The 25760-nt window shown below is 57.2% G+C and carries 25 protein-coding genes; 16 read left to right on the top strand and 9 right to left on the bottom strand.

All coding sequences use genetic code 11. From position 1 onward, the window contains the following. Nucleotides 1-144: 144 nt before the first annotated feature. The 9 genes from K8I01_07605 (at nucleotide 145) to K8I01_07565 (ending at nucleotide 8841) form a co-directional block, all read left to right on the top strand. Nucleotides 145-780 carry a winged helix-turn-helix transcriptional regulator gene (locus K8I01_07605; GenBank protein MBZ0220282.1) on the top strand — a complete coding sequence of 212 codons (636 nt, stop codon included), beginning with the start codon at nucleotides 145-147 and terminating at the stop codon, nucleotides 778-780. A 241-nt stretch (nucleotides 781-1021) separates the two neighbouring features. Beyond that, on the top strand, nucleotides 1022-1960 hold the full coding sequence (locus K8I01_07600; GenBank protein MBZ0220281.1) for a GDP-L-fucose synthase: 939 nt from the start codon (nucleotides 1022-1024) through the stop codon (nucleotides 1958-1960). Nucleotides 1961-2081: 121 nt separating this feature from the next. Next, entirely contained in the window at nucleotides 2082-3146 is a 1065-nt protein-coding gene (locus K8I01_07595; protein ID MBZ0220280.1) for a glucose-1-phosphate thymidylyltransferase, read from the top strand. 3 nt (nucleotides 3147-3149) lie between these two features. Continuing rightward, on the top strand, nucleotides 3150-3623 hold the full coding sequence (locus K8I01_07590; protein MBZ0220279.1) for a dTDP-4-dehydrorhamnose 3,5-epimerase family protein: 474 nt from the start codon (nucleotides 3150-3152) through the stop codon (nucleotides 3621-3623). Then, nucleotides 3624-4514, top strand: a complete 891-nt coding sequence (gene rfbD, locus K8I01_07585) for a dTDP-4-dehydrorhamnose reductase (protein ID MBZ0220278.1) — start codon at nucleotides 3624-3626, stop codon at nucleotides 4512-4514. Between the two features lie 83 nt (nucleotides 4515-4597). Continuing rightward, complete coding sequence (rfbB, locus tag K8I01_07580) at nucleotides 4598-5689, top strand: dTDP-glucose 4,6-dehydratase (protein MBZ0220277.1); 1092 nt, start codon at nucleotides 4598-4600, stop codon at nucleotides 5687-5689. A gap of 4 nt (nucleotides 5690-5693) precedes the next feature. Then, nucleotides 5694-6920 carry a glycosyltransferase family 4 protein gene (locus K8I01_07575; GenBank protein ID MBZ0220276.1) on the top strand — a complete coding sequence of 409 codons (1227 nt, stop codon included), beginning with the start codon at nucleotides 5694-5696 and terminating at the stop codon, nucleotides 6918-6920. 4 nt (nucleotides 6921-6924) lie between these two features. Next, nucleotides 6925-7827: a glycosyltransferase family 2 protein gene (locus tag K8I01_07570; GenBank protein MBZ0220275.1), complete on the top strand. Its 903-nt coding sequence runs from the start codon at nucleotides 6925-6927 to the stop codon at nucleotides 7825-7827. Nucleotides 7828-7872: 45 nt separating this feature from the next. Then, complete coding sequence (locus tag K8I01_07565) at nucleotides 7873-8841, top strand: NAD-dependent epimerase/dehydratase family protein (GenBank protein ID MBZ0220274.1); 969 nt, start codon at nucleotides 7873-7875, stop codon at nucleotides 8839-8841. Here the strand turns inward: K8I01_07565 and K8I01_07560 are convergent. Further along, nucleotides 8831-9490 (bottom strand): FkbM family methyltransferase, encoded by a 660-nt coding sequence (locus K8I01_07560; GenBank protein MBZ0220273.1) that lies wholly within the window; start codon nucleotides 9488-9490, stop codon nucleotides 8831-8833. The two genes, K8I01_07565 and K8I01_07560, sit on opposite strands and share 11 nt — an antisense overlap. Nucleotides 9491-9706: 216 nt before the next feature. On the opposite strand from K8I01_07560, the gene K8I01_07555 reads away from it, so the two are divergent. Beyond that, entirely contained in the window at nucleotides 9707-10333 is a 627-nt protein-coding gene (locus tag K8I01_07555; GenBank protein MBZ0220272.1) for a YqgE/AlgH family protein, read from the top strand. Between the two features lie 72 nt (nucleotides 10334-10405). Further along, nucleotides 10406-10852 carry a hypothetical protein gene (locus K8I01_07550; protein ID MBZ0220271.1) on the top strand — a complete coding sequence of 149 codons (447 nt, stop codon included), beginning with the start codon at nucleotides 10406-10408 and terminating at the stop codon, nucleotides 10850-10852. A gap of 42 nt (nucleotides 10853-10894) precedes the next feature. On the opposite strand, the gene K8I01_07545 is transcribed toward K8I01_07550, so the two are convergent. The 3 genes from K8I01_07545 to K8I01_07535 are packed head-to-tail and all read right to left on the bottom strand — an operon-like array spanning nucleotide 10895 to nucleotide 13613. Further along, nucleotides 10895-11173 (bottom strand): hypothetical protein, encoded by a 279-nt coding sequence (locus K8I01_07545; protein ID MBZ0220270.1) that lies wholly within the window; start codon nucleotides 11171-11173, stop codon nucleotides 10895-10897. Nucleotides 11174-11215: 42 nt separating this feature from the next. After that, on the bottom strand, nucleotides 11216-12445 hold the full coding sequence (locus tag K8I01_07540) for a protein nirF (GenBank protein MBZ0220269.1): 1230 nt from the start codon (nucleotides 12443-12445) through the stop codon (nucleotides 11216-11218). 10 nt (nucleotides 12446-12455) lie between these two features. After that, nucleotides 12456-13613 carry a radical SAM protein gene (locus tag K8I01_07535; protein ID MBZ0220268.1) on the bottom strand — a complete coding sequence of 386 codons (1158 nt, stop codon included), beginning with the start codon at nucleotides 13611-13613 and terminating at the stop codon, nucleotides 12456-12458. Nucleotides 13614-13758: 145 nt separating this feature from the next. Between K8I01_07535 and K8I01_07530 the strand changes: the two genes are divergently transcribed. The 4 genes from K8I01_07530 (at nucleotide 13759) to K8I01_07515 (ending at nucleotide 16797) form a co-directional block, all read left to right on the top strand. Continuing rightward, the gene (locus K8I01_07530) at nucleotides 13759-14223 is read left to right on the top strand and encodes an AsnC family transcriptional regulator (protein MBZ0220267.1); all 465 of its coding nucleotides are present in this window, start codon (nucleotides 13759-13761) and stop codon (nucleotides 14221-14223) included. Then, nucleotides 14220-14729: an Lrp/AsnC family transcriptional regulator gene (locus K8I01_07525; GenBank protein ID MBZ0220266.1), complete on the top strand. Its 510-nt coding sequence runs from the start codon at nucleotides 14220-14222 to the stop codon at nucleotides 14727-14729. The genes K8I01_07530 and K8I01_07525 overlap by 4 nt, the downstream gene beginning before the upstream one ends. Further along, entirely contained in the window at nucleotides 14726-16132 is a 1407-nt protein-coding gene (locus K8I01_07520) for a nitrite reductase (GenBank protein ID MBZ0220265.1), read from the top strand. The genes K8I01_07525 and K8I01_07520 overlap by 4 nt, the downstream gene beginning before the upstream one ends. A 203-nt stretch (nucleotides 16133-16335) precedes the next feature. After that, a complete protein-coding gene (locus tag K8I01_07515; GenBank protein MBZ0220264.1) occupies nucleotides 16336-16797 on the top strand; it encodes a hypothetical protein in 462 nt (153 codons plus the stop codon). A 226-nt stretch (nucleotides 16798-17023) separates the two neighbouring features. On the opposite strand, the gene K8I01_07510 is transcribed toward K8I01_07515, so the two are convergent. From K8I01_07510 to K8I01_07500, 3 genes are all read right to left on the bottom strand, one after another. Further along, a complete protein-coding gene (locus K8I01_07510) occupies nucleotides 17024-18622 on the bottom strand; it encodes a nitrite reductase (GenBank protein ID MBZ0220263.1) in 1599 nt (532 codons plus the stop codon). Between the two features lie 187 nt (nucleotides 18623-18809). Continuing rightward, entirely contained in the window at nucleotides 18810-20507 is a 1698-nt protein-coding gene (locus K8I01_07505; protein MBZ0220262.1) for a hypothetical protein, read from the bottom strand. A 45-nt stretch (nucleotides 20508-20552) separates the two neighbouring features. Continuing rightward, nucleotides 20553-22259 carry a hypothetical protein gene (locus K8I01_07500; protein ID MBZ0220261.1) on the bottom strand — a complete coding sequence of 569 codons (1707 nt, stop codon included), beginning with the start codon at nucleotides 22257-22259 and terminating at the stop codon, nucleotides 20553-20555. A 131-nt stretch (nucleotides 22260-22390) separates the two neighbouring features. Here K8I01_07500 and K8I01_07495 point away from each other — a divergent pair, with 131 nt between their 5' ends. Beyond that, entirely contained in the window at nucleotides 22391-23809 is a 1419-nt protein-coding gene (locus K8I01_07495) for a B12-binding domain-containing radical SAM protein (protein MBZ0220260.1), read from the top strand. A gap of 45 nt (nucleotides 23810-23854) precedes the next feature. Here the strand turns inward: K8I01_07495 and K8I01_07490 are convergent, their stop codons facing one another. Next, on the bottom strand, nucleotides 23855-24592 hold the full coding sequence (locus K8I01_07490) for a class I SAM-dependent methyltransferase (protein MBZ0220259.1): 738 nt from the start codon (nucleotides 24590-24592) through the stop codon (nucleotides 23855-23857). Then, on the bottom strand, nucleotides 24593-25705 hold the full coding sequence (locus K8I01_07485; GenBank protein MBZ0220258.1) for a DegT/DnrJ/EryC1/StrS family aminotransferase: 1113 nt from the start codon (nucleotides 25703-25705) through the stop codon (nucleotides 24593-24595). Between the last annotated feature and the right edge of the window lie 55 nt (nucleotides 25706-25760).

Below are 25760 nucleotides of genomic sequence, written 5' to 3'. Positions count from 1 at the left end.
AACAAGGATTCTGTGCGTTTTTTATAGCATAAACTATTCGTTTTCTCAAACGACATTTTTCGTTCACGGGGGTGCAGGGAACATTGTCAAATCGCGCCCCCTCCCCTCTTGACTGCACCAGCTTTCCTATGGTATGTTCATTTCATGAACAACAAGGACGAGCAGACAGACGACTACCGCTCGCTACAGCTCCTTGACGAGATATCCCGTAACCATGAGCTTACCCAGCGGGACTTGAGCCGGAAGCTCGGGGTCGCGCTCGGCCTTATAAACTCATACCTCAAGAACCTTGCCGCCAAAGGCTACATAACCATATCCACCATACCCCGGAAAAGATACGCGTATTACCTTACTCCTCACGGCTTTGCCGAGAAAACCCGCCTAACTTACCGCCATCTCCAGAACTTTACGGCCCTCTACAGGGTCGCGCGGAGGGACTTTAGCGCCCTTTTTACCAGGCTCGCTGCCTCGGGCGTAAAGAGGGTCGCCTTTTGCGGGGTTGACGAAGTCACCGAGATAGCTTACCTTTCTTTGAAGGATACCGACCTTGAGCTTACCGGGATCGTGGACTCCGAGCCCTCGAAGCAGCGATTTCTCGGCCACGAGGTCAGGGCCATAGGGGATATAAAGAGCCTTTCGTTCGATGTGGTTGTGATAACGAACTTCAAGGACGACGAGGCCCTGAGAAGGGGGCTCGTCCGCGCCGGGGTTGATGATAAAAAGATTCTGTCCATAAGCTCCGGCGGGTGGCTTAAAAAGATAGAAGGCCCTGCGGCCTGATAAAAAATGAATTGGTGCGCAAAGCGCACCCTGCAGGACTTGCGTCTCTCGCAATGACGAGGGACTTGCCTCGGAATGATAGAAAAGAGTCTTGGGGAAGGCATACGTCGAGATTCTTCGCTCCGCTCAGAATGACAGCAAAGGTTTGATGGACTGTTGGGCAAGATTCTTCGGTATGCTCGCAATGACACAAGGAACTGATGCAGATTGGAAATAAAACCAGGCAGGGGGTCTTAGTCGGATGCGGGTTTTGAAAGGCAAGAGGATAGTGGTGACCGGCGGCGCCGGGTTCCTTGGCTCGTTTGTGGTCGATAAGCTTAAAACCCGGGGCGCGGAGGTGTTCGTGCCGAGGAGCGCTGCATACGACCTCGTCGACAGGGACGCCTGTAAAAGGCTCTACAAGGACGCGCGCCCGGATATAGTCATACACCTTGCCGCGAAGGTGGGCGGCATCGGAGCGAACAGGGAAAACCCCGGAAAGTTCTTTTTCGACAACCTCATGATGGGCGCGCTCATGATGGAGGAGGGGAGGCTTCATGGGCTGGAGAAGTTCGTTGCGCTCGGCACCATCTGCGCCTACCCAAAGTTCACGCCCGTGCCGTTCAAGGAAGAAAACCTCTGGAACGGCTACCCCGAGGAGACGAACGCACCCTACGGCATAGCGAAAAAGATGCTCCTGGTGCAGTCAGAGGCTTACAGAGAACAGTACGGCTTCAACTCCATATATCTTTTACCCGTGAACCTCTACGGCCCGCGCGACAACTTCGACCCGGCCTCCTCCCATGTCATACCGGCCCTCATAAAGAAATGTCTGGATGCGATAGAGGCCGGCGCGCCCTCCATAACCGTCTGGGGCACCGGCAGGGCCACGCGGGAATTCCTCTACGCCGAGGACGCGGCAGAAGGCATAGCGCTCGCGACGGAAAAATATGAAAAACCTGAGCCGGTGAATCTCGGCGCGGGGTTCGAGATATCCATAAGGGAGCTCGTCCAGCTCATAGCGAAGCTTACGGGCTTCAAGGGCGAGATAATATGGGATGCCACCAAGCCCGACGGCCAGCCCAGGAGGTGCCTTGACGTAACGAGGGCCGAGAAGGAGTTCGGTTTCAGGGCGGGTACTGGTTTCGAGGAAGGGCTTCGGAACACGATAGAGTGGTACAGGTCGCTGCAGCCGGGCTGAGGAAGAAATCGATCTGGCAGACTTGAAATCACATTCAGGCTGCTCAAAAAGCCCAAGACGACACCGCAGATTGGGTTTTTTCAGCAGCCTGCTTAGAGGAGGTAGAGAGTTTATGTCCGAGATGAAGGCCCTGGTCCTTAGCGGGGGCAAAGGCACGAGGCTACGGCCCCTTACGCACACGGGCGCAAAGCAGCTCGTCCCCATAGCTAACCGCCCAATACTCGCCTATGTGCTCGACAACATCGCGAGGGCGGGCATAAAGGAGGTCGGCATAATCATCTCTCCCGAGACCGGGCAGGAGGTGAAGGACACCATGGGCGACGGCTCCGACTGGGGGGTCGCCATCACCTACATCATGCAGGAGAAGCCCGGCGGCCTCGCCCACGCGGTCATCACCGGAAGCGCCTTCCTCGGAAATAGCCCCTTTGTCATGTATCTGGGCGATAACCTCATCGGGACCGGCATAGAATCTTTCGTAAGCACGTTCAGGTCCACCGGGGCTGACGCGGTCATTCTCCTTAAGCCCGTGGAAAACCCGTCCTCCTTCGGGGTCGCCCAGACCGACGGCACCGGCCGCATCATCTGCCTTGAGGAAAAACCAAAGGCCCCGAAGAGCAACCTTGCGCTCGTAGGCGTTTACATATTCTCGACCGAGATACACAGGGCCATATCCCGCATCAAGCCCTCGGCGCGCGGGGAGCTCGAGATAACGGACGCCATACAGGAGCTGATAAACCAGGGCAGGCCCGTGCACAGCCACGTGCTCGACACCTGGTGGCTCGATACAGGAAAAAAAGACGACCTACTGGCCGCCAATACCATCGTCCTTGACGAATGGTACAAGCGCGACATAAGGGGCGAGGTCGAAAATTCCGAGGTGACCGGAAGGGTCACGATAGAGGAAGGGGCCAGGGTCGTTAACAGCACGCTCCGCGGGCCGATAGTCATCGGCAAGGGGGCAGTCATAGAGGGGAGCTTCATCGGCCCCTTCACGAGCATAGGCGCGAAGACACGCGTCTTCAAGTCCATCGTCGAGCACTGCGTCATACTCTCGGGCTCCGAGGTGGACCACGTGGACAGGCTCGAGGACAGCCTTATCGGCAGGAACGCGAAGGTCCGGAGGTGCCATGAGAAGCACGAGGCGCTCCGTCTGATGATAGGCGATGATTCCGTGGTGGAGGTGTAAGGCATGTTCAAGGACGGGCCGATTGAGGGTATTGTGATAAAGGAGCTCAAGAGGTATGCGGACGACCGCGGGTGGCTGATGGAGCTCTTCCGCACGGATGAAATTTCAGAGGAGTACGTTCCCGTCATGACCTATGTCTCGCTTACGAGGCCGGGTGTGGCGAGGGGGCCGCACGAGCACATGGACCAGGCCGATTATTTCTGCTTTGCCGGGCCGTCGGACTTCAAGGTGTATCTCTGGGACAACAGGCCCGAGTCGCCGACCTTCGGGAACAGGATGGCCTTCGTGGCCGGGGAATCAAACCCCTCGGTCGTCATCGTCCCCAAAAAGGTCGTCCACGCGTACAGGAACGTGGGGAGCGAGGACGGGCTCGTCATAAACTGCCCGAACAGGCTCTTTAAGGGGAACGGCAAAAAGGAGCCGGTTGACGAGGTGAGATACGAGAACGACCCCAAATCCCCCTACAGGCTGGATTGAATGAAGGCACTACTGACAGGCGCAAAAGGGCAGCTCGGGAGCGACCTTGGGCCGCTTCTCCGGAATGCCGGGTTCGAGACAGCGGCCTTCGGCTCATCCGAGCTTGACATAGCGGACGCCACTGCGGTTTTCAACGCGGTACGGAAGGAGAGGCCCGGCCTTATAATAAACGCGGCGGCTTACACGAAGGTCGATCTCGCCGAGAAGGAGAGGGAAAGGGCCTTTGCCGTGAATTCCGACGGCCCTGCAAACCTCGGACGGGCCGCGCTTGAGGCGGGCATCCCACTTATACACGTCTCGACCGATTTCGTATTCGACGGGTCGAGGGCGGTCCCTTACAGGGAAGACGACGCGACCAACCCGCAGAGCGTCTATGGAGAGTCCAAGCTCGCGGGCGAGGCGGCCCTCGCGGCCCTTTTGGATAAGCGCGTGGTCATACGCACCTCGTGGGTCTACGGGGTCACGGGGCATAACTTCGTAAAGACGATACTGAGGCTCGCATCGGAGCGGGACTCGCTCAGGGTGGTATACGACCAGGTCGGCTCTCCGACCTGGAGCGCGGACCTGGCCTCCGCGATAGTCGAGGTCGCAAAATCAATCAGCGCGGGCAAAAGCCCCTGGGGGACTTACCATTATTCCAATGAGGGTGTGGCGAGCTGGTTCGATTTCGCGGTTGCGATATGCGAGGAGGCGAAGGCGCTCGGCACCGGGCTTAAGTGCTCGGCAATAGAGCCGATACTCACGGCTGAATATCCTGTCCCGGCCAGGAGGCCTGCCTTCTCGGTCCTGGACAAGGCCAGGATAAAGGGGGCCTTCGGGCTCCGGATTCCTTACTGGAGAGACTCGCTCCGGTCGATGCTCAAGGAACTCAAGGCAACTTCTGAAAATTAGAGCTTTTTCACGCTTTTCCCGGCCTGACGCAGAGTCCGGGGAAAAGATCGATTTTTAGGGGTTGCCTCAAAGGGGGGTTGGCAATGCGTAAGATACTCATAACAGGCGGCGCAGGCTTCATCGGCTCTAATTTCGTCCTCCACATGAGGGCCGCCCACCCCGGCGACAGGCTCGTGGTGCTCGATAAGCTCACCTACGCGGGCAACCTAGAAAACCTCGCGTCTTTAAAGGAGGGGCCGCTATACAGGTTCGTGAAGGGCGATATAACCGATATAAATCTCGTTGACGCGCTCTTTACGGAAGAGGGCATAGACACGGTCGTGAACTTCGCTGCCGAATCGCACGTGGACCGCTCGATACTCGGCCCCAGGGACTTCATAGAGACGAACATCCTCGGCACATTCACCCTGCTCGAGGCCGCGAGGAAGCACTGGGGCAATGATTCCGGCGGAAAAAGGTTCCTCCACGTCTCGACCGACGAGGTCTACGGCACGCTCGGGCCCACAGGCTTTTTCACAGAGACTACCGCCTACAGCCCCAACTCGCCCTATGCCGCGAGCAAGGCCTCATCCGACCATCTCGTCAGGGCCTACTTCCACACCTACGGGCTCCCGGTCCTCACGACCAACTGCTCGAACAACTACGGGCCGTACCAGTTTCCGGAGAAGCTCATCCCGTTGATGGTAATAAACGCATTGAAGGGCAAGGCCCTTCCGGTCTATGGCGACGGGCTTAACGTCAGGGACTGGCTCTATGTCGAGGACCACTGCAGGGCCGTGGATACCGTCCTTGAAAAAGGGAGGCTCGGCGAGACCTACAACATAGGCGGCCGGAACGAGAAGAAGAATATCGAGATAGTAAAGCTCATCTGCTCGGTCCTGGACAGGAAGGCCGGTGAGGGCGCATTAAAGGAGTACCCCTTCGAGGGGAGCCGCGAAAAGCTCATCACCTTCGTGAAGGACAGGCCCGGCCACGACAGGAGATACGCCATAGACTGTTCGAAGATGGAGAAGGAGCTCGGCTGGGCGCCGGCGCATTGCTTCGAGGACGGGATAGCGAAGACCATAGACTGGTACATCGCCAACCGCGACTGGTGGGACAGGATAATCTCCGGCGAGTACACTAAATATTATAGCCTCCAGTATAGTGATAGAATCGTAACGCAGGCTGAATGACCGGATGAGGATACTCGTCGTATCGCCTTTCCCGCCCTACCCGCCTGCCGACGGCGGCAAGGTGAGGGTCTTCAACCTCATAAGGGAGCTTTCACGGAGGAACGAGGTCACGCTCTTATGTTTCTACAGCGGAAACGGCGAGCTTTCCGCCCTCAAGGAGCTTGAGAGATATTGCAGGGTCGAGGGAGTGGAAAGAAGGGAGCTCACCGGGCTACCGTCCCTTCTCTTCAATATACGCCACATACTCTCGCCTTATCCGATAATATCCCTCGCGTACCGCTCGAAGCGGATGGCGGAAAGGCTTAATGCCCTCCTTGCCTCTGGCTCATTCGACGTCGTTCAGATAGAGCTTACGGAGATGGGGCCCTATCTCCCGGACAAGTTTGCCGGCGTAGGCGCCCTTACCGAGCAGGACCTTTCCTTCGTGACCCAGTACCGCCGCGCCAGGAACGCCCCCGGCATGGTCTGGAAGGCGTTCTTCTACATCCAGTGGCTAAAGAGCAGGCGGCTTGAGAAAAAACTTTCCGGACGCTTCGACCTGAGGATAATGATGTCCCAGGCCGACGCGGAAATGCTCCGGAAGCTCTGTCCGGGAGACCGGTTTCAGGTAGTGCCGAACGGCGCAACCCCCTTGAGCCCCGAGGAGGCGCTCGCGCCCTTTGAGCCGGGGAAAAGGCTGCTATACATAGGCTCTACCGGCCATTGGCCGAACAGGGACGGCCTCCTCTATTTCCATGAAGCCATATTCCCGATACTCAAGGAGATATGCCTGGGCGTAAAATTGGATGTGGCAGGGAGCGACCCTGTTGGCGCGCTAAAGCCGCTTGAGACGGACCCGGATATAAAACTCCACGGGTTCGTTAAAGAGACGGGGCCGATGCTTAAAAACGCGATCTCCATAGTGCCGTTGAGAGTCGGGAGCGGCACGAGGCTTAAGATACTGGAGGCGATGGCAGCCGGCTCTCCGGTCGTTTCGACCTCCATAGGGTGCGAGGGCATAGAGGTCCGGAATAACGAGAATATCCTCATAGCCGACAGCCCCCGGGAGTTTGCCGAGGCCTGCAAGAGGCTCATGGAAGACCGCTCTCTCTCCGAGAGGATAAGAAAGGGCGGCTATGCCCTCGTCTCAGAGAAGTATTCATGGGAGAAGATTGCGGCCGGGCTTGAGCGGAAATACATGGAGCTCCTCCCGGAAAAGGGCAGGGCGGCCCTTGAGACCGGGAGGCGCTGAAATAATGGCCCCGAAGGTCTCGATAGTCGTCCTCAACTGGAACGGGTACAGGGATACGGCGGAGTGCTTACAGTCACTGAAGAAAGTAGTCTATCCGGCGCTTGAGATAATGGTCGTTGACAACGGCTCCGTGGACGGCTCCCTCAATGCCCTCAAGAGGCGTTTCCCCTCGGGCATAAGGTTCATCGGGACCGGGAAAAACCTGGGCTTTGCCGGTGGCTGCAACGCGGGCATAAGGCAGGCCTTTGAGAACGAGGCGGATTATGTGCTGCTCCTCAATAACGATACCATTGTTGCGCCCGATTTCGTAAGCGAGCTTGTTGCCGCCGCAGAAGGCGAGCCTCAGGCTGGTATACTCTGCTCGAAGGTGTATTTCCATGACAGGCCGGACACAGTATGGTACGGCGGTGCTTACTTTAGCAGTCTGCTTGGCTGGGGAAGGCACCTCGGTTTCAATAAGAAGGACTCTGGCGGTTCCGGGACAAGGGAGACAGGAAGGCCCACGGGCTGCGCCATGATGGTCAGTAGAATCCTCTGCGAGAAGGTCGGCCTTTTCGACGAGGATTACTTCTGCTACGCCGAGGACCTGGACTGGGGGATGCGCGCGAAAAAGGCCGGGTTCAAGGTGCTCTACGTGCCATCATCAAAGGTCTGGCACAAGGTCTCGGCATCGAGCGGGGCTGTCGGGGTGGCCGCGTCCCTTTATTACTCGACCCGGAACACCTTGAGGTGCGTTGACCTGAACAGGCCTCTACCCTTGCCCTTGCGCTACGCGAGATACCTTTCGATACTGGCCGCCTCGTTTTTAAGCCTTCTTACCATGAAGACCCCGGCGGCCCCTGGCGCGAGTATGATAACAAAAGGCTTCAGGGACTACCTTAAGGGGATAAAAGGCGAGCTACGCTGAACGCGAGGCAGACGGACTTGCTGAATTCTATTTCAGAGGGGTGATATGAAGATACTTGTTACAGGTGGCGCGGGTTTCATAGGCTCGAACGTGGCCGACGCTTACATAGAGGCCGGGCACGAGGTGGTCATACTCGACAACCTCTTTACGGGCAGGCGCGAGAACCTTAACCCCAGGGCGAAGTTCTATCTGATGGACGTGCGCTCGCCCGAGGTCGGGAAGGTATTCGAGCACGAAAGGCCCGATGTCGTTAACCATCACGCGGCGCAGATGTCGGTTCCGGCCTCGGTTGAAGACCCGCTCTTCGACGCGGACGTGAACGTAAAGGGCTTCCTGAACGTCCTCGAGGCCGCAAGGAAGAACGGGACGAAAAAGGTCATATTCATATCCTCAGGCGGGGCCGTCTACGGAGAGGCGACGGAATACCCCACGGGTGAAGATTACATGCCCAGGCCTGCCTCGCCCTATGCCATAACCAAGCTCGTATCCGAGAAGTACCTCGATTTCTACCGGGATCAGTACGGGCTTGACTACACGGTATTGAGATACGCGAACATATACGGCCCCAGGCAGGTCCCGCACGGGGAGGCTGGCGTCGTCGCCATATTCATGGACAGGCTCATATCGGGGCTCCCCTGCACGGTTAACGCCTATTCTGACGAGCCGAGGGGCATGACCAGGGATTACTGCTTCGTCACAGACGTTGCACGGGCAAACCTCCTGGCCCTCGAAAAGGGGAGCGGGGGTATATACAATATCGGGACGGGTGTGGCCACCCATACCCTGGAGCTCTTTAACGGCATCGCTTCAGCCCTGAGCCGGGTCAGGCCCTTGTCGGAGGCCCTAAAAACCCCTGCTAAAGGCGATGCAAGACCAGGGGATATTAAAAGGAGTTGTCTTACAATAGGGAAGGCAAAAGAGGGGCTTGGATGGGGGCCGCTCGTGGGGCTCGAAAGCGGGCTCGGACTTACTATGGAGTGGAGGCTCGGCGGGAAAATAAGGCTTACTTCATGAAATCATCGAGCGAGACCGCCAGCAGGTCGTAGCCCGCCTTGACATATGTATACCCATGCGAGTCGAGGAGGCGCTTGCAGGGGGTCCGCTCGCTTTTCGGTATGTTCACTATCTCCATATTTATGACCTTGGGGCGGAAGGCGCTGAAATCGAGCTGCTTCAATACCTGATAGTCGCAGCCCTCGGTATCGATCTGCAGGACGTCGATCCGAGCTACATTATGCTCCCGCAGTATTCCCGGAAGCGTCATGCAGGGGACCTCCTCCTTCACCACGAACGGGCGCACCTCTGGGAACGAAAGCGCGTTCCGGTCAGCATAGATTGAGGCGGCCCCAAGCCCCCATCTAGGCACGCGCCCTTCGATGACATGCTCGGAAGGCACCCTGAATAGCTCGATGGTCCCGCAGTGCCCGGCAACAGCCACGTTAGAAAAAGCTATTCCCGGGTTTTCCCGGTAGGTCTCCTTCAGCTTCTCGAAATGCTCCCTGACGGGCTCAATAAGTAACCCGCTCCAGCCGAAGCGTTTTATGTACTCGTGCACCGGGTCGAAGGTCTTCCCGTCCATGGCCCCTACCTGGACGACGAAGGCGCGGCTTCCGAGCCTTTCTCCGAGCGTTTCAAGGAAATGGCGGAGATCGAAATGAGGCATGAGAGCCCACTCCCAGGGAAATTTTTTTTATGAGGTTAACACTTCAGGGGCCGGTTATAAAGGTCTTTATCGGAGAGAGGTGGGATGTCAATCCGGAAGCGCGCGCCCTCCCGTTTAATGGTGCAAACCGGCCGGTCTTAAGGTAACATGGGAGCTCACTTCCAAGCAGCCGATGCGGGGGTCTTTTTGATTCATGTCTGTTCCGGAATCTAAGTCATGAAGCTCTACGCTTTAAGGATGTCCTTGCTTGCGCTCCTCATGTGGGGAATTGCGCTCCCTTCCATCCACGCACATATAGTTCCTGAAGAGTCTGAAAGGCTCGACCCCGAGACCTACAGGCACGATTACCGGCTCGCAAAAGGCAAGTTCCTCGTGGCTGGGGCCGACTTGAACGACCCGGTCTTCAAAAAGACCGTAATACTCCTATTCGAATACGGGAGCCACGGCGCTGCGGGGCTGATACTCAACCGGCCTTTGAAAATGAAGCTCGCGGACGGCGTCCTGGGCGTTGCAGAGTCCCGCAAGGACGACCCGCTTTTCTTCGGCGGCCCCGTCGAGCCGGGCAATGTCTGGATGCTATTCCGGACCGAAGGTGAGATGGAGGGCTGTGGCCCTGTCCTTCCCGGCGTGTGCGTGAGCACGAGCGAGGCGAACCTCAGGAAGGGGATGGAGGCCGGCATGCCGTCGGACTCTTTCCGCATCTATGCCGGGTACGCCGGATGGGCCCCGGACCAGCTCGAAAGGGAGCTCCTCCAGGGCGGCTGGCATGTGATGGACGCCGGCCCGGACGCGATCTTCGCACTCGACCCCGTGAAGGTCTGGGACGACCTCCTGCCGGGCTGAGCAGGATTTCCGGCCACCAGGGGTCCCTTTGACCTTGCAACGGACCCGGTCTATACTTTATGGGACGCTCCGATGAAGACCAAAACCGGACATAAGAATTATTTCCTCGTCAGCCCCGGTTCCGAGCAGGAAAAACCCGGATCCCCGGCCTATTGGATGAAGGACAGGGGCGGGCACTGGGAAGACGTCGCGCGGAGCCGCTGGAAGGAAAAAGACGAGCGCGATCTCGTTCTGGAATCGGTCTCGTCCGAGCACATCCGCCTCCTTGACTGGACCAAGACCCCGTACTACGACCCGGAATGCAATTCCGGCTGGCTTTCGCGCGAGGGGAGGTTCTACGGCTGCCCCACCTACGCGCACGACGTGCTCGCGTTTTGCGTACTCGGCAAGAAGGTCCCGGAGCTCGAGGACCAGGGCTGGGTGAGGATCTATAACGAGAACTGGTACGTGTGCCAGAAGAGGCTCAGCGCCGAGCAGATGAACTGGCTCTCCGAGAACGGTCACAAGGTGTACGATTAGGAATTTGGCGGGATTCGTCTTATCAGGGCGCGCTACGGCAGCTCAGGTTTTGAATAGCTTTCTTAGCTCCTCTACCGAATCGGTTCCCTTGCCGCGTCCAGACGCCGCCTCCCTGAACTCGAAGTACTCGCAGAAGTTGGCCTTTTCCTTATCGAGCACCCTTTCGGCAGCAGGTTCCCGGCATTCGTTATAGGAGGCCGGGTCATAGAACCCGCAGTTCAGGCATACCAGCAGGTCCGAGCCGCAGACCGGGCATGACTCGCCCCTGCCGGGCCTGCACCTGGCCTCTATGGCCTTCTTGCAGTGGAAGCACTGTGCCATTCTGTTATTATAGCACCCATGCGCTTGAAATTAAAACCCGTATCAGAGGCCGAACTTTGAGGCCCTGTCCGACGAGAATATCCCCGAGGGCTTTTTTGCCGGGAAATCCTTTATAAGCGTGTAGGTGTCGGCGTCGTAGACCGCTATCCTGTCCTCGCCCTGTATCGATATATAGACCGCCTCGCCCTTGGGCGTGAACTGGGGGTGTATGGCCCCCTTTCCCGCGTCTATGGCCTTCTTGACCTCAAGGCTCTCAATGTCTATGACCTCTATGAGCCTTTCCTCCTTGCTTCCGGGCTCTCCGACGTTATCCACCCATATCTCCCTGCCGCCCGGACGCGCCACCACGAATAGCGGCGTGCCTGAGACAGGTATTGATTTTACGACAGTCCAGTTGTCGGTCTCGTAGACTATCACCCTCTTTTCAGCGAAGGCGGGCACAAAGGCGAGCCTCCCTGCTATGGCCCATGACTCGATATGCGGTATGTGGTGGAGCGGGACCTTCTCGCCCTCTTTTTTTAACGCCGACCTCCTCTCGCTGACGTCTATCCTTTTCATCCCGTCGAGCTTCCAGGTGTCGAGAAGCCCCATCCAGTCCGATTTCAAGAGGCCGACCATGTAATGCCTGCCGTCGGGCGTTATGAGCTGGTCATAGGGGGTGTCGCCCACGTCCTCGAATTTCCTTACGGCCGGGAAACCTTCCTTTCTCATGTCCACCACCCAGACCGCGTTCCCTTCCATGAGCGCGAATATCATGAGGTTGTCGGCGGTATCGAGCGGGCCGACGGTCCTCGCCCTTGATTTGCTCCCGTCCGGCAGGGTGAATTCCGCCGGGATCTCCTTTACTATTTCGAGAGAGGCTGCGTCCATGATGACTGCCCCGCCCGGCTCGTAGTTGCATACCATTATGTACCTGTTGTCCCTGGATATGGCGATGCCTATGGAGCTATCGCCTGCTTTTTTCTGGGCGGCGATTTCCATGCCCAGCAGGTCTATCTTGCTAATCATGCCGTCCCTTGCAGCGACGAACGCGAACCTCGCGTCCCTCGAAAATACGATCGATGCGTGCCTCAGGTTGCCAAGCCCGGCTATCCTTCCTATAAGTTCGTGGTTCACGGAATCTATTACCGCGACCCTGCCGTCTTCCCTTTCGACCACCACCATCAGGGCCGCTGTTCCGTAGACCTTTTTCACGCTCTCCGCTTCGGCGGACCGGCCTGCGCCCGCAAACAGAAAGAGCAGGACCCCGATTATAATTCCCGCATTTCTCATCTCGCCCCCTTCAATTTTCGAGCTTTATCCCTATCTCCTCGTCCGTAAGATAGCAGGCCGGGTCCTCTGCCCAGAAGTCGCCGTATGCGGATGCGGCCCTTGCCCTGCTGTTCCCGCCGCAGATATCAAAGAACGAGCACCAGTTGCACCGGCCCTTTATGAACGCCTTCCTGTCCCGGAGCGCGTTAAGGAGCGGCTCCGGACCCCTCCATATCTCTCCGAAGGGCCGCTCCCTTACGCTACCGAGCGGATGGCCCTGCCAGAACTGGTCAGCGTGCACCCTGCCCAGGTTGTCTATGCAGGCGATGTTCACGCCCGCGGTATTGCCGCCTCTTCCGGATAGGAGCCCGCGCATTGCCTCCGCCTTTTCCGGGTCGCTCTCCCTGAGCTTGAGATACAGGTAGGCCCCGTCAGCGTCGTTGCTGCCTGTGACGATCTCCTTATGAACGCCCTTTTCGATAAAGCCTGCCGCGCGCTCGAAGATATAGTCGAGCGCCGCCCTTGTCTCGGCGTAGCCGAGGTCTTCCCTGGAAAAAGCCCCGCCCCTGCCGGAGTAGACAAGGTGCGCGAAATATCCCCGTTCAAGCCCTTCCTTTTCAATCAGGTCGAAGATGAAGGGGAGCTCTCCGGCATTGTTCCTGCTCAAGGTAATGCGAACGCCCGTGGGAATGTCAAGGCCCTTAAGACACCGTATCCCGTCCAGGGCCTTTTTGAAGCTCCCCTTCGAGCCGCGGAGCCTGTCGTTCGTCTCCTCGCTTCCGTCGATGCTTACGCCCGCATACGAGAACCCGGCCTTTTTGATTCTTTTGGCAGCGGGCTCGTCGATGAGCACCCCGCTCGTTGAAAGAATAGTCCGTATCCTCTTTGAGCCAGCGTATCCCGCCAGATGGAAAATATCGTCTCTTGTAAGAGGGTCGCCGCCGGAGAAGACTATGGCAGGGACGCCGAAAACGGAAAGGCTATCGATTACGGAGACGGCCTCGGCAGTCGAAAGCTCCCCGTCGAACGCCCTGTCCCGGGAATCGTTATAGCAATGCAGGCAACTCAAGGTGCAGCTGCGGGTCAGGTTCCAGACGACCACCGGCCTTGACTCCCGCGAATAGCGGAGCCTTTCCGTCCGGCTGCTGCCAGAGGTCTTTCCGGAAAGTATCCCTGAAACCGATAGCATCGCACCCCCAAGGGGACCGCCGATTCATTTGGTCCCCGGCTGGATATAAGACAGCATAGCAGAAAAAAGTAAATCCGCACGAGCGCCCGGTTGACAGGCCGCGTTTGTGGTGTTCTACTTTCCTTAAGCTCGGCGGGAGACCATTATGGCGGAACATATGCTCGACAGTATCGACAAGGCGCTCCTTAACATCGTACAGGGCGGTTTTCCGTTAAAGGCAGAGCCCTATGAGGAGCTTGGAAAAATGGCTGGGGTGACCGGGGATGAGGCGCTTTCGAGAGTAAGGCGGCTCGTCAAGGCCGGGGTCGTCCGCAAGGTGGGTCCGTTCTTTGACGCCAAAAAGATGGGTTCATCATCGACACTTTGCGCAGTGCATGTGCCTGAGGAGAGAATAGAGCAGGTCGCATCAATAATAAATTCCCGGCCCGAGGTCACGCACAACTACCAGCGGGACGGGGTCCCGAACCTCTGGTTCACCGTAATAGCCCCTTCCAGGGAAGCCATAGGCGAGGTCGTATCCGACATATGCGAAAGGGCCGGAATAGACCGGGTCCATAACCTCCCGGCTGCAAGGATGTTCAAGGTCAAGGTGGATTTGAGGGTGGAATGATACGCGACCCCAGGGACATTGCGCTCATAAGGGTCCTTCAGGACGAGGGCCTCTTTCTTACGGCCAGGCCTTTCCACGAGGCCGCCTTACGCCTCGGCTGGAGCGTGGAAGAGGTCCTTGAGCGCTCGGCCTCACTACTCGAATGCGGGGTCATAAGGAGGTTCGGGGCCGCGCTTACCCCAAGAAACGCGGGGTTCAGGAATAACGCGATGGTGGTCTGGGATATAGACGACAAGGGGGCAGATGAAGCCGGGAGCGCCCTTGCCGGGCACCCGAGGGTGAGCCACTGCTACATACGACCCAGGTTCGAGGGCTTCCCCTTTAATGTCTACACCATGGTACATGGGAACTCACGCGAAGACCTTGAGGCGGTTATAGTCGGGCTGGCGGAAAAGGCGGGCGCGTCCAGGCAAAAGTCCCTTCATACGGTGAGGGAGTTTAAAAAAAGCTCCCCCGTCTATTTCATAAACTACCGGGCCGAGCCCGCGGGCAGCTCAACCGCATGAGACTCGCCTTAACTGTAATAATCGCGATATTTGTCTCCCCGGGAAGCGGCGCCCTGGCCGGAGGAGAGCCCCTCTATCTCAAGCACTGCGCCTCGTGCCACCACCCGGAAAGGCACGGGTTGACTGGGCCGCCCCTCATACCCGAGTACCTCGGCTCTAAAAACGAGACTGAGCTCGCCTCGATAATAAGAGATGGGATAAAGGCGACCAACATGCCTCCCTTTAAGGGCGTCCTTTCGGACGAGGAACTTCTTGAGGCTGCCCGCTTCGTAAAGACCCCGGCAAAAGCACCAGAGTGGGGCTTTAAAGAGATGCTTTCGACCCGCGTTATTTCCGCCCTGGAGGACGGGTCCGGATCCGTCCATAACAGGGATAACCTCTTCATGGTCGTTGAGGCGGGCAGAAATACGGTGCATTTCATGGACGGAGAGAGCTTCGAGCTAATGGGGAGCGTAAAGGCCGGAGCGGTCCACGGCGGGCCCAAGTTCGGCCCCGGCCTTGAGCAAGCGTTCATATCGTCAAGGGACGGCTGGGTCATAAAATACGACCTCCTTGACCTCAGGGAGGCAGGAAGGATAAGGGCTGGCATAAGCGCGAGGAACCTGGCGGTCTCTGCAGACGGGAAAAAGGTGGCGGTTGCGTCCCTTCTGCCGGCCGGGCTCGTGGTCTTCGATGCCGCGACCCTTGAGCCGATAAGGTCGCTCCGGGATGCCGGGCCGATAAGTTCTGTCTACGCCTTGAGAGAGGGCCGGAGGTTCGTGGCAGCCGCAAGGGACAGGGCAGGCCTTCTCTTTATCGATGATAACGCGCTTGAAGTGAAGTTCATGGAGACCGATACGCCAGTGACGGATTTCTTCATCGAGCCGGGGGAAAGATACATGGCCGCCACTTCAAGGGGGAGCGGAAAGCTATGGGTCCTGGACTTGAAGGAAGAGAGGGTAGTAAAGGAGCTAACCCTCAAGTCGGGCATGCCGCACCTCGCCTCAGCGGCGTTCTGGGAGACGGAAGGGGCCGGGTTCGCCGCATTCCCGCACATAGGCGCGCCGGTCCTGAGCGTCCTACGGCTCGGGGACTGGGAGCTTCTGGCCGAAATGAAGGTGAAGGGGCCGGGCTTTTTTGCGCGCACGCACGAGAACGTTCCGCACATCTGGGTCGACACCGGCACGGACACGATCCAGCTCATCGATAAAAAGACCCTTGCCATTTCAGGCGAGGTGGTCCCGGAGCCGGGGAAAAAGGCCATGCATATTGAGTTCACGAGGGACGGGGCCTTTGCGCTCGTGAGCGTCTCGGAAGACGACGGGAGGATAGCGGTATACGACACAAGAAGCCTTGAGCCGGTAAAGTCCATTCCCTTCAAAAGGCCTGTCGGCAAGTACAACGCCTCGAACAGGCGGTTCTGAATCATATTCCCCGCTGTCTACGCGGCTTCCTGAAATTTGGGCTTGACAAAGGCATCTCTCCCGTATTATAGGTATATCCTCCTGCAGCTCGCTTCTCTCTCTTGCGATCACCATCAGATCAACGGAATCAATCGGCAAAAAGGCCCCAATGCGGGGCGCGGCATTCTATTGCGCAGAAGCATATCGCGAGGAAGGAGGCGGAAGTGAAAAGATTTACGTTTTTATCGTTTGCCCTGACGGCATTCGCTATGGTTTCGGTTGCCTCCCAGGCTTCCGCATCCGAAGAACTTCCCGGCAAGGACGGGTCGTCCGGGGTCCAGGTCGCTTACCTGGAAAAAACGACCTACACCAACTTCCAGAGGTTCGTATCTGCCCTGGAAGACAACCGCGAGAGCGCGGCCCAGGATAAAAAGGGGAATGACGGAGGCGTGGCTCAGGATAAAAAGGAGAGCGACAAGGGCGTTGAACCCTCCGCCCCGGTATCTTACAGAAACATCCATTCAGAGGAGAGCATATTCGCCGCCCTTGGGGACCGATATACCCCGGAAATGTATCCGGCGATAATGGAGAGGGAGAGGTTCGGCGTGCTAAAGGCCGGTTGCGTCCATATCGACGCGGACCTCCTTGGAGAGGCGGCGGCCTCATATGCGGCATCGTGCAGGTGATGCGAAAGGCGCGCTGAAGAAAGTCATTGTAATCTAACAGTATGCTGAAAAAAGTCCTTCCTGGACTTTTTCAGCCACGACTTGCCCGAAGTGAATTCGTGCAAGTCTCACAAATTGCTCGACTTTACAGGCTCGCAATTTGGCAATCCATCCCTGGATTGCTTGGCAGGTTGCGTTTTTCCGCAACCTGCTAAAGAGAGGGGGGCTTAAAAGCCCCCTTCCCTTTTCAATATATGTCCATCATCGTATTGTAGACGTTGAACTTTCCCGTGGGGGTAGCCAGCTTTATCCTGTTTTTTACCTTGCGGGTCTTGTCGTCTATTACGATTATCTCGCCCTCCCTTTCCCAGACAGAAACCCACACCTCGTCGCCGGCCCGGTTGTATTCCATATGGACCAGCTTGCCCCAGTCGCTGAGCCTCAAGTTTACCGGCTCTGCCCCGATATCGCTCTTGCTTATGACCGTGAGCGTCTGGGCGACCTCCACGTCCTTGCTGAGGATATTATCGATCCAGATATTGTCGCTCTTCGGGTGGGTCTTGATGAAGAGCCCGTTCCCGGCAACCGGTATCTTCCTTACGACCTTCCAGGCGTGCTCGGGATGTCCTTCGGGGTCCGTGCCTATGACCGCCACCATGGGCTCGCCCATGTGCGGGGTGGCCCAGACAGGGCCGTACTCAGGGTCCACCCAGTTTGCGCCCCTTCCGGGGTGCGGCTTGTTCCCGGTCTCTATCAGGGCAGTAAGTTTTCTTTCGAGGGTATCTATGGCAGCGACCTTATTTCTCATGTTCGCGGCAACGAGGAAGTAGCGCTTGGTAGAGTCCCAGCCGCCGTCGTGGAGGAACCGTTCGGCGTTTATCTTCGTTTCTGTCACAGTGCCGGCGTCGAGCTTGCTGTAATCGACGAGTAGGACGACCCCGGTCTCTTTGATGTTAAGGACGAACTCCGGCGCGTTGTGCGACGAGACTATCGAGGCGACCCTCGGCTCCGGGTGGAACTCGTTCGTGTCGTAGGTGTACCCCCGCGTGCTTACGATCTTGAGCGGCTCGAGGGTGTCTCCTTTCATTATCACATAATGTGGAGGCCAGTAATTGCCGACCACCGCATAGGTGTCGGTAAAGTCCCCTAGTTCGCCCTTGTACTTGCTCGTGTCTATGGACCTTGCGTCTATCCCGGTCTTTATCTCGGCGACTATGCCGGGCGGGTCCATCCAGAGGTCTATCATGGTGGCCTTCCCGTCCCGTCCTATGGAGTACATGTACCTGCCCGAGGCCGATGTGCGCAGGATATGGACCGCGAACCCCGTATCAAGGGTGGAGAGGACCTCCTTTGTGTCCCCGTCTATCACGCTCACCTTCCCCACATCCCTCTGTATGACCCCGAAGTAGTTCTGCCAGTTCCTCTTCGGCGGGCTTTTAGGCCTCTTTTCGACCGGGGCCACGAGCTTCCAGGACTCCCTTACCTGGTCCATGCTCCACTCAGGTGGAAGGGGAGGGTCGAGGTGCAGGTACCTGGATACCAGCTCCATCTCCTCCTGCGAGAGTATGTCCTTCCAGGGGGGCATCCCCCCGGCCGTGCCCTCGGCCAGTATGATGGCCAGCGATTCGACCGGTATTACGCGTGTCTTCTCAGGTTCCAGGTTGGGCCCGGTAGCCCCCTTCCTGAGCGTGCCGTGGCATCCGGCGCACCTGTCGAAATATATCTGCTTGGCTCTGGCGAATTCCGCGTCAGAAAGCCTCGGCACGGCCTCCTGGGCAAAGGCTGGGACTGATACTGCAAGGGAAAGGATGAGGAGTGTAAGCCTGAGGGCGCCAATTCGAGCCATGCGGTCTCTCCTTGTAAGCAGGTTGAACCCAATATTAAGCGGCGTCGGCGTTAGAAAACAGGCAAGCTGGGGAAACCGTTCACGGGACGGCAGACATGCAGACATGGAAACGATAGCTCAATCAGGCCGGGTTGTCAAATGGACGGCTTGCCGGGATTCATTTTCGTGGGCAGTGGCAGAACCGAGGTTATTTTCTGATGAATATGGTCATGCTCTCAGCTTCGGTCCGGGGCGTGCGGGTCTGGTAGAGGTGCCTGGTTGCGTTATGGAGGTCGGGTATGTTGTTCACCTGGTAGTCCCTTACGGGAAAGGAGACCTTTCCGTACTCGGCCTTCCTGAGGAGGGCCGGGAAGGGATAGGGTATGTTGGGCCAGAAATCCCTATGGATAATTATGTCAGGGGTCTCCTTCATGTCTTCCGTGAGGTTTATCCCTATGAAGCCTATTATCACCATGCTCTTCGTGTAATACATGAGCGAGGCCTCTTCGTAGTTCGTGGCTATTATGATGTCCTCGGGCCTCTCATAGTTCTCGATGACGAAAGGAACGACAAAATCAAGGGGCCCCTTGTACTGGTGGGTGAGCTCGTAGGCGCGCCCCTTCAAGTCCCCGGCTTTGCCCGCAAGCCCCATGATGAATAGCGCAACAGAGGCGGCAACCAGAACCCCCTGCCATGCCTTCCGGGCGGCGACAGGATATTTCCTCGTAATTTCGAACACGGCGAAGGCATCGAGGAGCATTATGCCTGTCACGACCGGCAGAAGGACCATGAAGTAGCGGGTGAACATGAGAGGGGTAGCCGCTGTCACGAACACATGGACGAGGAAGAAGAGGGTCAGGAAATTGGAGGCGCTAACCTTTCTCTCCGTTCCATCCGGCAGCGCCTCGCCCTTTGCGCGCCCCCGTATCAGAAGAAAGGCGAGGGCAGCCTTCATGAGGAGCGCGATAAACAGAAACTCGTGCTTTACAAAATATCCGAAAATGAACTGCAGGTTCGCGATATACCTTTCCATGCTGAACCCGACGGTAGACCCCTTCAGAAGGGCTACCTCTATGGTCCTGAAGAATATGAGGAGAGGTATTACCGTAAGGATCGAAACGAAAAGCGGCAAGAACGGCTTCAAATCCCGCATGGCCGGGAGCGCGAAGGGCCGGCCCGGCGCCAGCCCGCTACGCATCTTCCTTAAAAGAGCGAAAAACTCGTATAGGCCGATCGAGGCGAGCAGCATGAAATAGAGCGGGTAGAAGGTATTGTAGATCAGAAAGAGCATGAATACGGACACGGCAAAATAGGACCTGTAACCCGATTCCTCCAGGAGCCGGTGTTTGAAATAGGAATAGAAGAGGATGGCCGAGAAGAGGACGAGCGGCGAATAATACCTGGCCTCCCTGAGGTGGAGGGCCAGGGAGACCGAGAGTGTGGCAAAAAGGAAAAATAACGCCATGAAAAGAGGCCTTGCCGGACGGTTCCTTTCAAAGAGGTTTGCCGCGGCAAGCGCCATTACTAACGCCCCCAGGAGCCCTGCAATGGCGAAAGGCAGCCTGAATAGGAGGGTCTTGTCGTATATGTCCGCCGCCTTCTCCGCGAGCCACGCGCCGGGCGCGGCCAGGTAATAGATAAGTATCGGGTCGGCCACAAACATGCCGAAATCGTTAACGCCGATTTTTATATCGACCGGGTGGACATAGACCACGTTCTTTCCGTCATAGACCTTGGGGAAGCCGTACTCGAGGACGCGCGTTGCGAACATGGCCGTATCGCCCTCGTCGTTCCATAGAAGCGGATACGAGAGGTGCTTGAAAATGCTCGCGAAGAAAAGGACCGCCATGATAAGCGCGAAGGTGAAAAACAGGCGGTTTAATTTTTTGTCTCTCTCGTTCGGCATTGAAAAGGTCGGCCTTTATCGCCGCGCGGGCGCGGTCTTTGTAATTTATTTCCTTACGAATATTCTCAAGCGCTCCGCCTCGTTCTCGGCTGCCGGGGTGCGATAGAGGTGCCTGATCCGGAAATGGATGTCAGGGATGTTGTTTATCGGGTAGTCCTGGACCGGGAACGAGACAGGCCAGTAAGCGGCCTTCGGCAGCAGCCGCCGCTCGAAGAGGCTCCTGACCTCCCACCCGCCCCAGTAACTACGATAGAATATTATGTCCGGCGTCAACTTCAGGTCTTCAACGATGTTGTTCCATATGAAACCGATTATCACCTTGCTCCCCAGGTAGTACATAAGTGAGGCTTCCTCGACGTTAGTGGCGATGACGAGGTCTTCCGGGTTCTCGTAGTTCTCCTTGATAAACGGCACTACGAAGTCCAGGGGGCCCTTATATTGGTGAGTAAGCTCGTAGACGCGCCCTTTCAGGTCCTCGTACTTGCCGGCTGTAACTAGGACGAATATCACTGCGGCTGCTGCGATAAAGGCGGCCCGCCATCTGTTCCGGACTGGTTCCCGAACGGCTTTTGCGAGGACCTCGAAGACGACGAAGGCGTCCAGTAGGAGTATCATTGTCAGGACCGGCTGCAGGACTATGAAGTAGCGCGTGTATATCCAAGGGGTCCCGGCAATGACGAACACATGGACCACGAAGAACAGGGTCAGGAAGTTCGAGACCCGGACTTTCCTGGCAACCGACTCGAATAATGATGTTCCTGAAAGGCGGCACCTGATGAGCATGAACACAAGCACCGACTTGACAAAAAACGCAAGAAAGAGGAATTCGTGGCGGATGAAGTAGCCGAATATGAACGCGAGGTTCCTGAGATAGCTGCTGTTCCCCGCCGCTGAGCCTGCCATGATGAGCTGTATGGTCTTGAACGCGATTACGAAAGGGACAATGGATATGACCGAGAGGATTATGGGGACGAAATACTTGAAATCGCGTATTCCCGGCATGGCAAAAGCCCGGCCGATACGGCGGTTTTCGAGGCATTTCCCGATAAGCCTTATGGATTCGTAAAGTCCTAAAAAGGCCAGGAAGACTATATAGAGAGGGTAGAAGTTATGGTATATGCAAAGCAGCAATATTACGAGGGCCGAGGTGTGCAGCCTGAAGCTGAGCCTTTCAAGCACCCTGTGGTTGATATAGAAATACAGGACGCCTGCCGAAAGGAGCATTACGGGCGAGTAAGAGCGGGCGTCCTTGAGATGCAGGGCCAGCGAAACCGATAAAGTGGCGAACAGGAAAAAGAGGGCCAGAATTAGCGGCTTTCCCGGCCGGCCCCTCTCAAGGAGGCTTGCCGCCGTCAAACCCATTATCAGCACACCGATGAAACCCGTAGCCGCGAAAGGGGCCCTGAAAAGGAAAGTCTTGGAGTATATGTCCTCGGCCTTGGCGGCAAGCCATGCTCCGGGGACCGCCCAATAATAGGTCATGATCGTGTCGGCGGTGTACATGTCCCACTTCTTGTTGACTACGAGGTCGATGTCCGTGACCGGGTGGACATGAAGGATGTTCTTGCCGTCATGGACCTTGGGGTAGCCGTACTCGAGGATGCGCGTTGCGAACATGGCGGTGTCGCCCTCGTCATTCCAGAGTAGCGGGTAGGATAGGTGCCTGAAAATGCTCGCGAAGAAAATGACCGCCATGACGAGCGCGAGAGCGAAAATCAGGCGATTGAATCCTTCTTCCTTTCCGTTCAGCATGGTATTTTTATACGATTTTTTGCTGGAAAAGACAAGGCGGAAAAAGCGGGTGTCAAATTCCTTATGCGGGCGTTTTTATTGTTTTTTATTGCCATTTCGGACCCGTTGGCATAGAATGCTGGTGGCCTGTGATGAAAATCATACTCGTAGACCCTCCATTTGAGGAAGAGCTCTCAGTCGGCGGCAGCAAGAGCATTCAGAAAGTCTTGAATGTCATTCCCGCGCTCGGGCTCGCCTATGTGGCCGCTTCCGCGGAGAAGGCGGGCTACGAGGTAAAGATCTTCGACTGCACCCTGGGCATGTCACACGCCGAGCTCGCCGAGGCCCTGAAAAGGGAGCGACCCGACGTCGTCGGCATAACCGGCACCACCCCCTCGTCCATCAGCATGTACAGGGTCGCGAGGGACGTCCGTAGCCTCCTTCCCGACGCCTTGGTAGTGGCCGGCGGCGCTCACCTCACGGCTGTCCCGGGCGAGGTCATGAAATCCGCGCCTTTCGATGCCGGCGTCGTCGGCGAGGGCGAGGTGACCTTTGTCGAGCTCGTGCGGCACTTCGAGGAGCACGGGCGAAAAAACTTGGGCGACGTCCAGGGCATAGTCTTCAAGGAGGGGGACAGGGTCATCTCGACCGGCAGGCGTCCCTTCATAAAAGACCTGGACAACCTCCCTTTCCCCGCGAGGCACCTGCTGCCACCGCTTTCGGCCTACAGGCCGACGCCGGCTTCTTATAGAAAGCTGCCTCTCGGGGTCATGATAACTTCGAGGGGATGCCCCTTCCAGTGCACGTTTTGCGACCGGTCCGTCTTCGGCACCACTTACAGGGTGAGGAGCGCCAAAAACGTGATGGACGAGGTCGAGGAGCTCATTGGGAGGTACGGCGCCAGGGAGATAAGGTTCTTCGACGACACGCTCACCATGAACAAGAAGCGCGTCTTCGAGATCTGCGACGAGTTCGACAGGAGAAAGATAAGGATACCGTGGACATGCCTTACGCGCGTGAGCGCCGTAACGCCCGAGATGCTGAAGAGGATGAAGCAGGCCGGTTGCTGGCAGGTCCTCTACGGCCTCGAATCCGGCGATGATCGGATGCTAAAGCTCCTCAGCAAGGGCATTACCGTCGAGCACAGCGAGAACGCGACCAGGTGGGCCAGGGAGGCGGGCCTGAGCGTAAGGGCCGACTTCATCGTGGGCACCCCCGGGGAGACCCTCGAGAGCATGGAGAAGACGCTAGAGTTCGCAAAAAGGCTCAGAGTAGACTACGCCCATTTCAACAAATTTGTGCCTTTTCCAGGCACTGAGCTCTACGAAGCGCTCACAGCCAAGGGATACAAGTTCGATTTCACGAAGAGCTCGAGCATACTCGACCATTCTGCCCTGCTCTATGTGCCCGAGGGCATGGACGCCGAAGCATACGGCAAATACCTCGACCACATGTACAGGAGCTTCTATCTCAGGCCCTCCTACATACTGAGAAGGCTTTTTTCAATCAAGTCCCTGGCCCAGCTCAAGGGGCAGATAAACGGATTTTTCGCGATATTCGGTCTGAAATAATCCAGAAATAGAGATTCGTACGCGGACGGGCAGACCCGTGCAGTTCTAAGGTTTCCTGGCCACGCAGATGACGGAGCTTCCCGCGGGCAGGTTCATAAAACGCAGAAGCCCGGCTTCGAGCCTGAGGAACAGGAAAAGGATGCTGTTAAGTACGGGGTTAATCTCTTTCACATCCGACTGTGATTTGAGGCCGCTCCATCTCATGGCGAGCCTGTGGGCGAGAACGAGCGGAAAAAGGATGAAGTTGAAGTACGAGAGCTTTTCTATCTTGAGGCCGCAGGAGGCCATGAGCTCTTTCATCTCCGCGGCATTGAAACGCTGCTTGCAGTGCTGGGACTCATCATGCGGACCGTACAGGAACATGAAAGCCGGCTCGCTCAAGATGAAGCGGCCGCCGCTCCTCAGCGTCCTTGCCACTTCCTTCAGGGCAGCCTTGTTGTCGCGTATCCCGCGATGGCAAAAGACGTCAAGCGCCGTCACCACGTCGAAAACCCCGTCGCGGAAGGGCAGCACATCTCCGGTCCCGCGGACTAGTTTTTTTAGACCTCTTTCCCTGCAGAATGCGATGGCTGTCGCCGAGAAATCTATGCCGTACGTTTCACCATAAACTCGTAGATTTTCAAGCACCCGCCCGGTACCGCAGCCTATGTCGAGTATTTTGCCGCCCCTTGTCGCGCCAGCACCGGTTTTTTTCAAAAGGCCGTGAAGGATACGGTCCTTCCCCCTGAACCACCAGAAGGATTCCTCCAACTCGTACATCTTCCCGTATTCCTGCTCTTCCATTTAGAGGCTGGCTCCCTCCAGTATGTCTTTTATCGCGCCGCAGACATAACGTATCTCGTTCTCGCCGAGGCCCGACGATGAGGGGAGATAGAGGCCCCTGGCGCAGAGCGATTCGGAGACCGGGAAGGACTCTCCCTTGAAGAGCTTGTGGTATATGGGCTGAAGGTGTATGGGGATGAAAAAGGTCCTGGTCTCGATGCCCCTGTCCGCGAGCTGCTTTCTCAATTCGTCGCGGCTCATCCCGAATCCGTCCTCGACGAGAAGGGCATACATCCAGAAGACGTTCTTGACCCCTTCGGCCTCCGGCGGCAATCTAAGGCCCGGGATGTCCTTGAGGAGCGAGTTATAGAGCGCGGCGTTCCTTATTCGGGCGCCGACGAGTTCTTCGAAACGCTCGACCTGAGCAAGCCCCACCGCGGCCTGGAGATTCGTCATGCGGTAGTTGAAACCCACGTACTTGTGCCAGAAATGCCTGTCCTCGGAGAAGGCGTGGTCCCTTATGTTCCTGGCCTTGTCATAGAACTCGCGGCTGTCGGTCGTTATCATGCCGCCCTCGCCGGTAGTGATTATCTTGTTGGCATAGAAGCTGAATGTCGAGGCGTCGGATATGGAGCCTATCTTCCTGCCGCGGTATTCCGCGCCGTGCGCCTCTGCCGCGTCCTCGATCACCGCGAGGCCGAATCTATCGGCTATCTCCAGTATTGGGTCCATGTCGCATGGGTGGCCGTAGATGTCCACCGGCACTATGGCCCTGGTCTTTTCAGTTATCTTTTCCTCTATTTTGCCGGCGTCCATCGTATAGGTGTATGGGTCGGCGTCAACGAGGACGGGCCTGGCGCCCAGGTGCGTGACCACGTTGGCCGTGGCTATCATCGTGAAGGTCGGGAGAATGACCTCGTCTCCGGGGCCTACCCCGGCAACATAAAGGGCGAGATGGAGGGCGGTGGTGCCGTTCGTGCACGAGACGCCGTACTTGGCGCCCACTTTTTTGGCAAAGGCCTCTTCGAAAGCGATTATCTTCCGGCCGGTGGAGGAGATCCAGTTCGTCTCCACGCACTCTTTCAGATACTTGAGCTCGTTCCCCTGGAGGATCGGCTCGCAGACCGGGATCATCTTTCCCTCTTCCTCGACCACCGGTATGCGTTTGAGGGTTATCTTAACCTCCGGG

The sequence above is a fragment of the Deltaproteobacteria bacterium genome (assembly GCA_019912665.1).
In the GTDB taxonomy this organism is placed as follows: Bacteria; Desulfobacterota; GWC2-55-46; order GWC2-55-46; family GWC2-55-46; genus UBA5799.
Note: the sequence above shows the minus strand (reverse complement) of the source record. Positions and strands in the feature narration are given on the sequence as shown.

Coding starts and splice junctions, on each gene's coding strand:
- K8I01_07525 (MBZ0220266.1), top strand. CDS start 14,220: ATGATACGCGACCCCAGGGACATTGCGCTCATAAGGGTCCTTCAGGAC.
- rfbD (MBZ0220278.1), top strand. CDS start 3,624: ATGAAGGCACTACTGACAGGCGCAAAAGGGCAGCTCGGGAGCGACCTT.
- rfbB (MBZ0220277.1), top strand. CDS start 4,598: ATGCGTAAGATACTCATAACAGGCGGCGCAGGCTTCATCGGCTCTAAT.
- K8I01_07500 (MBZ0220261.1), bottom strand. CDS start 22,259: ATGCTGAACGGAAAGGAAGAAGGATTCAATCGCCTGATTTTCGCTCTC.
- K8I01_07590 (MBZ0220279.1), top strand. CDS start 3,150: ATGTTCAAGGACGGGCCGATTGAGGGTATTGTGATAAAGGAGCTCAAG.
- K8I01_07555 (MBZ0220272.1), top strand. CDS start 9,707: ATGAAGCTCTACGCTTTAAGGATGTCCTTGCTTGCGCTCCTCATGTGG.
- K8I01_07575 (MBZ0220276.1), top strand. CDS start 5,694: ATGAGGATACTCGTCGTATCGCCTTTCCCGCCCTACCCGCCTGCCGAC.
- K8I01_07485 (MBZ0220258.1), bottom strand. CDS start 25,705: ATGATCCCGGTCTGCGAGCCGATCCTCCAGGGGAACGAGCTCAAGTAT.
- K8I01_07570 (MBZ0220275.1), top strand. CDS start 6,925: ATGGCCCCGAAGGTCTCGATAGTCGTCCTCAACTGGAACGGGTACAGG.
- K8I01_07605 (MBZ0220282.1), top strand. CDS start 145: ATGAACAACAAGGACGAGCAGACAGACGACTACCGCTCGCTACAGCTC.
- K8I01_07505 (MBZ0220262.1), bottom strand. CDS start 20,507: ATGCCGAACGAGAGAGACAAAAAATTAAACCGCCTGTTTTTCACCTTC.
- K8I01_07540 (MBZ0220269.1), bottom strand. CDS start 12,445: ATGAGAAATGCGGGAATTATAATCGGGGTCCTGCTCTTTCTGTTTGCG.
- K8I01_07560 (MBZ0220273.1), bottom strand. CDS start 9,490: ATGCCTCATTTCGATCTCCGCCATTTCCTTGAAACGCTCGGAGAAAGG.
- K8I01_07550 (MBZ0220271.1), top strand. CDS start 10,406: ATGAAGACCAAAACCGGACATAAGAATTATTTCCTCGTCAGCCCCGGT.
- K8I01_07565 (MBZ0220274.1), top strand. CDS start 7,873: ATGAAGATACTTGTTACAGGTGGCGCGGGTTTCATAGGCTCGAACGTG.
- K8I01_07600 (MBZ0220281.1), top strand. CDS start 1,022: ATGCGGGTTTTGAAAGGCAAGAGGATAGTGGTGACCGGCGGCGCCGGG.
- K8I01_07530 (MBZ0220267.1), top strand. CDS start 13,759: ATGGCGGAACATATGCTCGACAGTATCGACAAGGCGCTCCTTAACATC.
- K8I01_07595 (MBZ0220280.1), top strand. CDS start 2,082: ATGAAGGCCCTGGTCCTTAGCGGGGGCAAAGGCACGAGGCTACGGCCC.
- K8I01_07495 (MBZ0220260.1), top strand. CDS start 22,391: ATGAAAATCATACTCGTAGACCCTCCATTTGAGGAAGAGCTCTCAGTC.
- K8I01_07535 (MBZ0220268.1), bottom strand. CDS start 13,613: ATGCTATCGGTTTCAGGGATACTTTCCGGAAAGACCTCTGGCAGCAGC.
- K8I01_07545 (MBZ0220270.1), bottom strand. CDS start 11,173: ATGGCACAGTGCTTCCACTGCAAGAAGGCCATAGAGGCCAGGTGCAGG.
- K8I01_07510 (MBZ0220263.1), bottom strand. CDS start 18,622: ATGGCTCGAATTGGCGCCCTCAGGCTTACACTCCTCATCCTTTCCCTT.
- K8I01_07520 (MBZ0220265.1), top strand. CDS start 14,726: ATGAGACTCGCCTTAACTGTAATAATCGCGATATTTGTCTCCCCGGGA.
- K8I01_07490 (MBZ0220259.1), bottom strand. CDS start 24,592: ATGGAAGAGCAGGAATACGGGAAGATGTACGAGTTGGAGGAATCCTTC.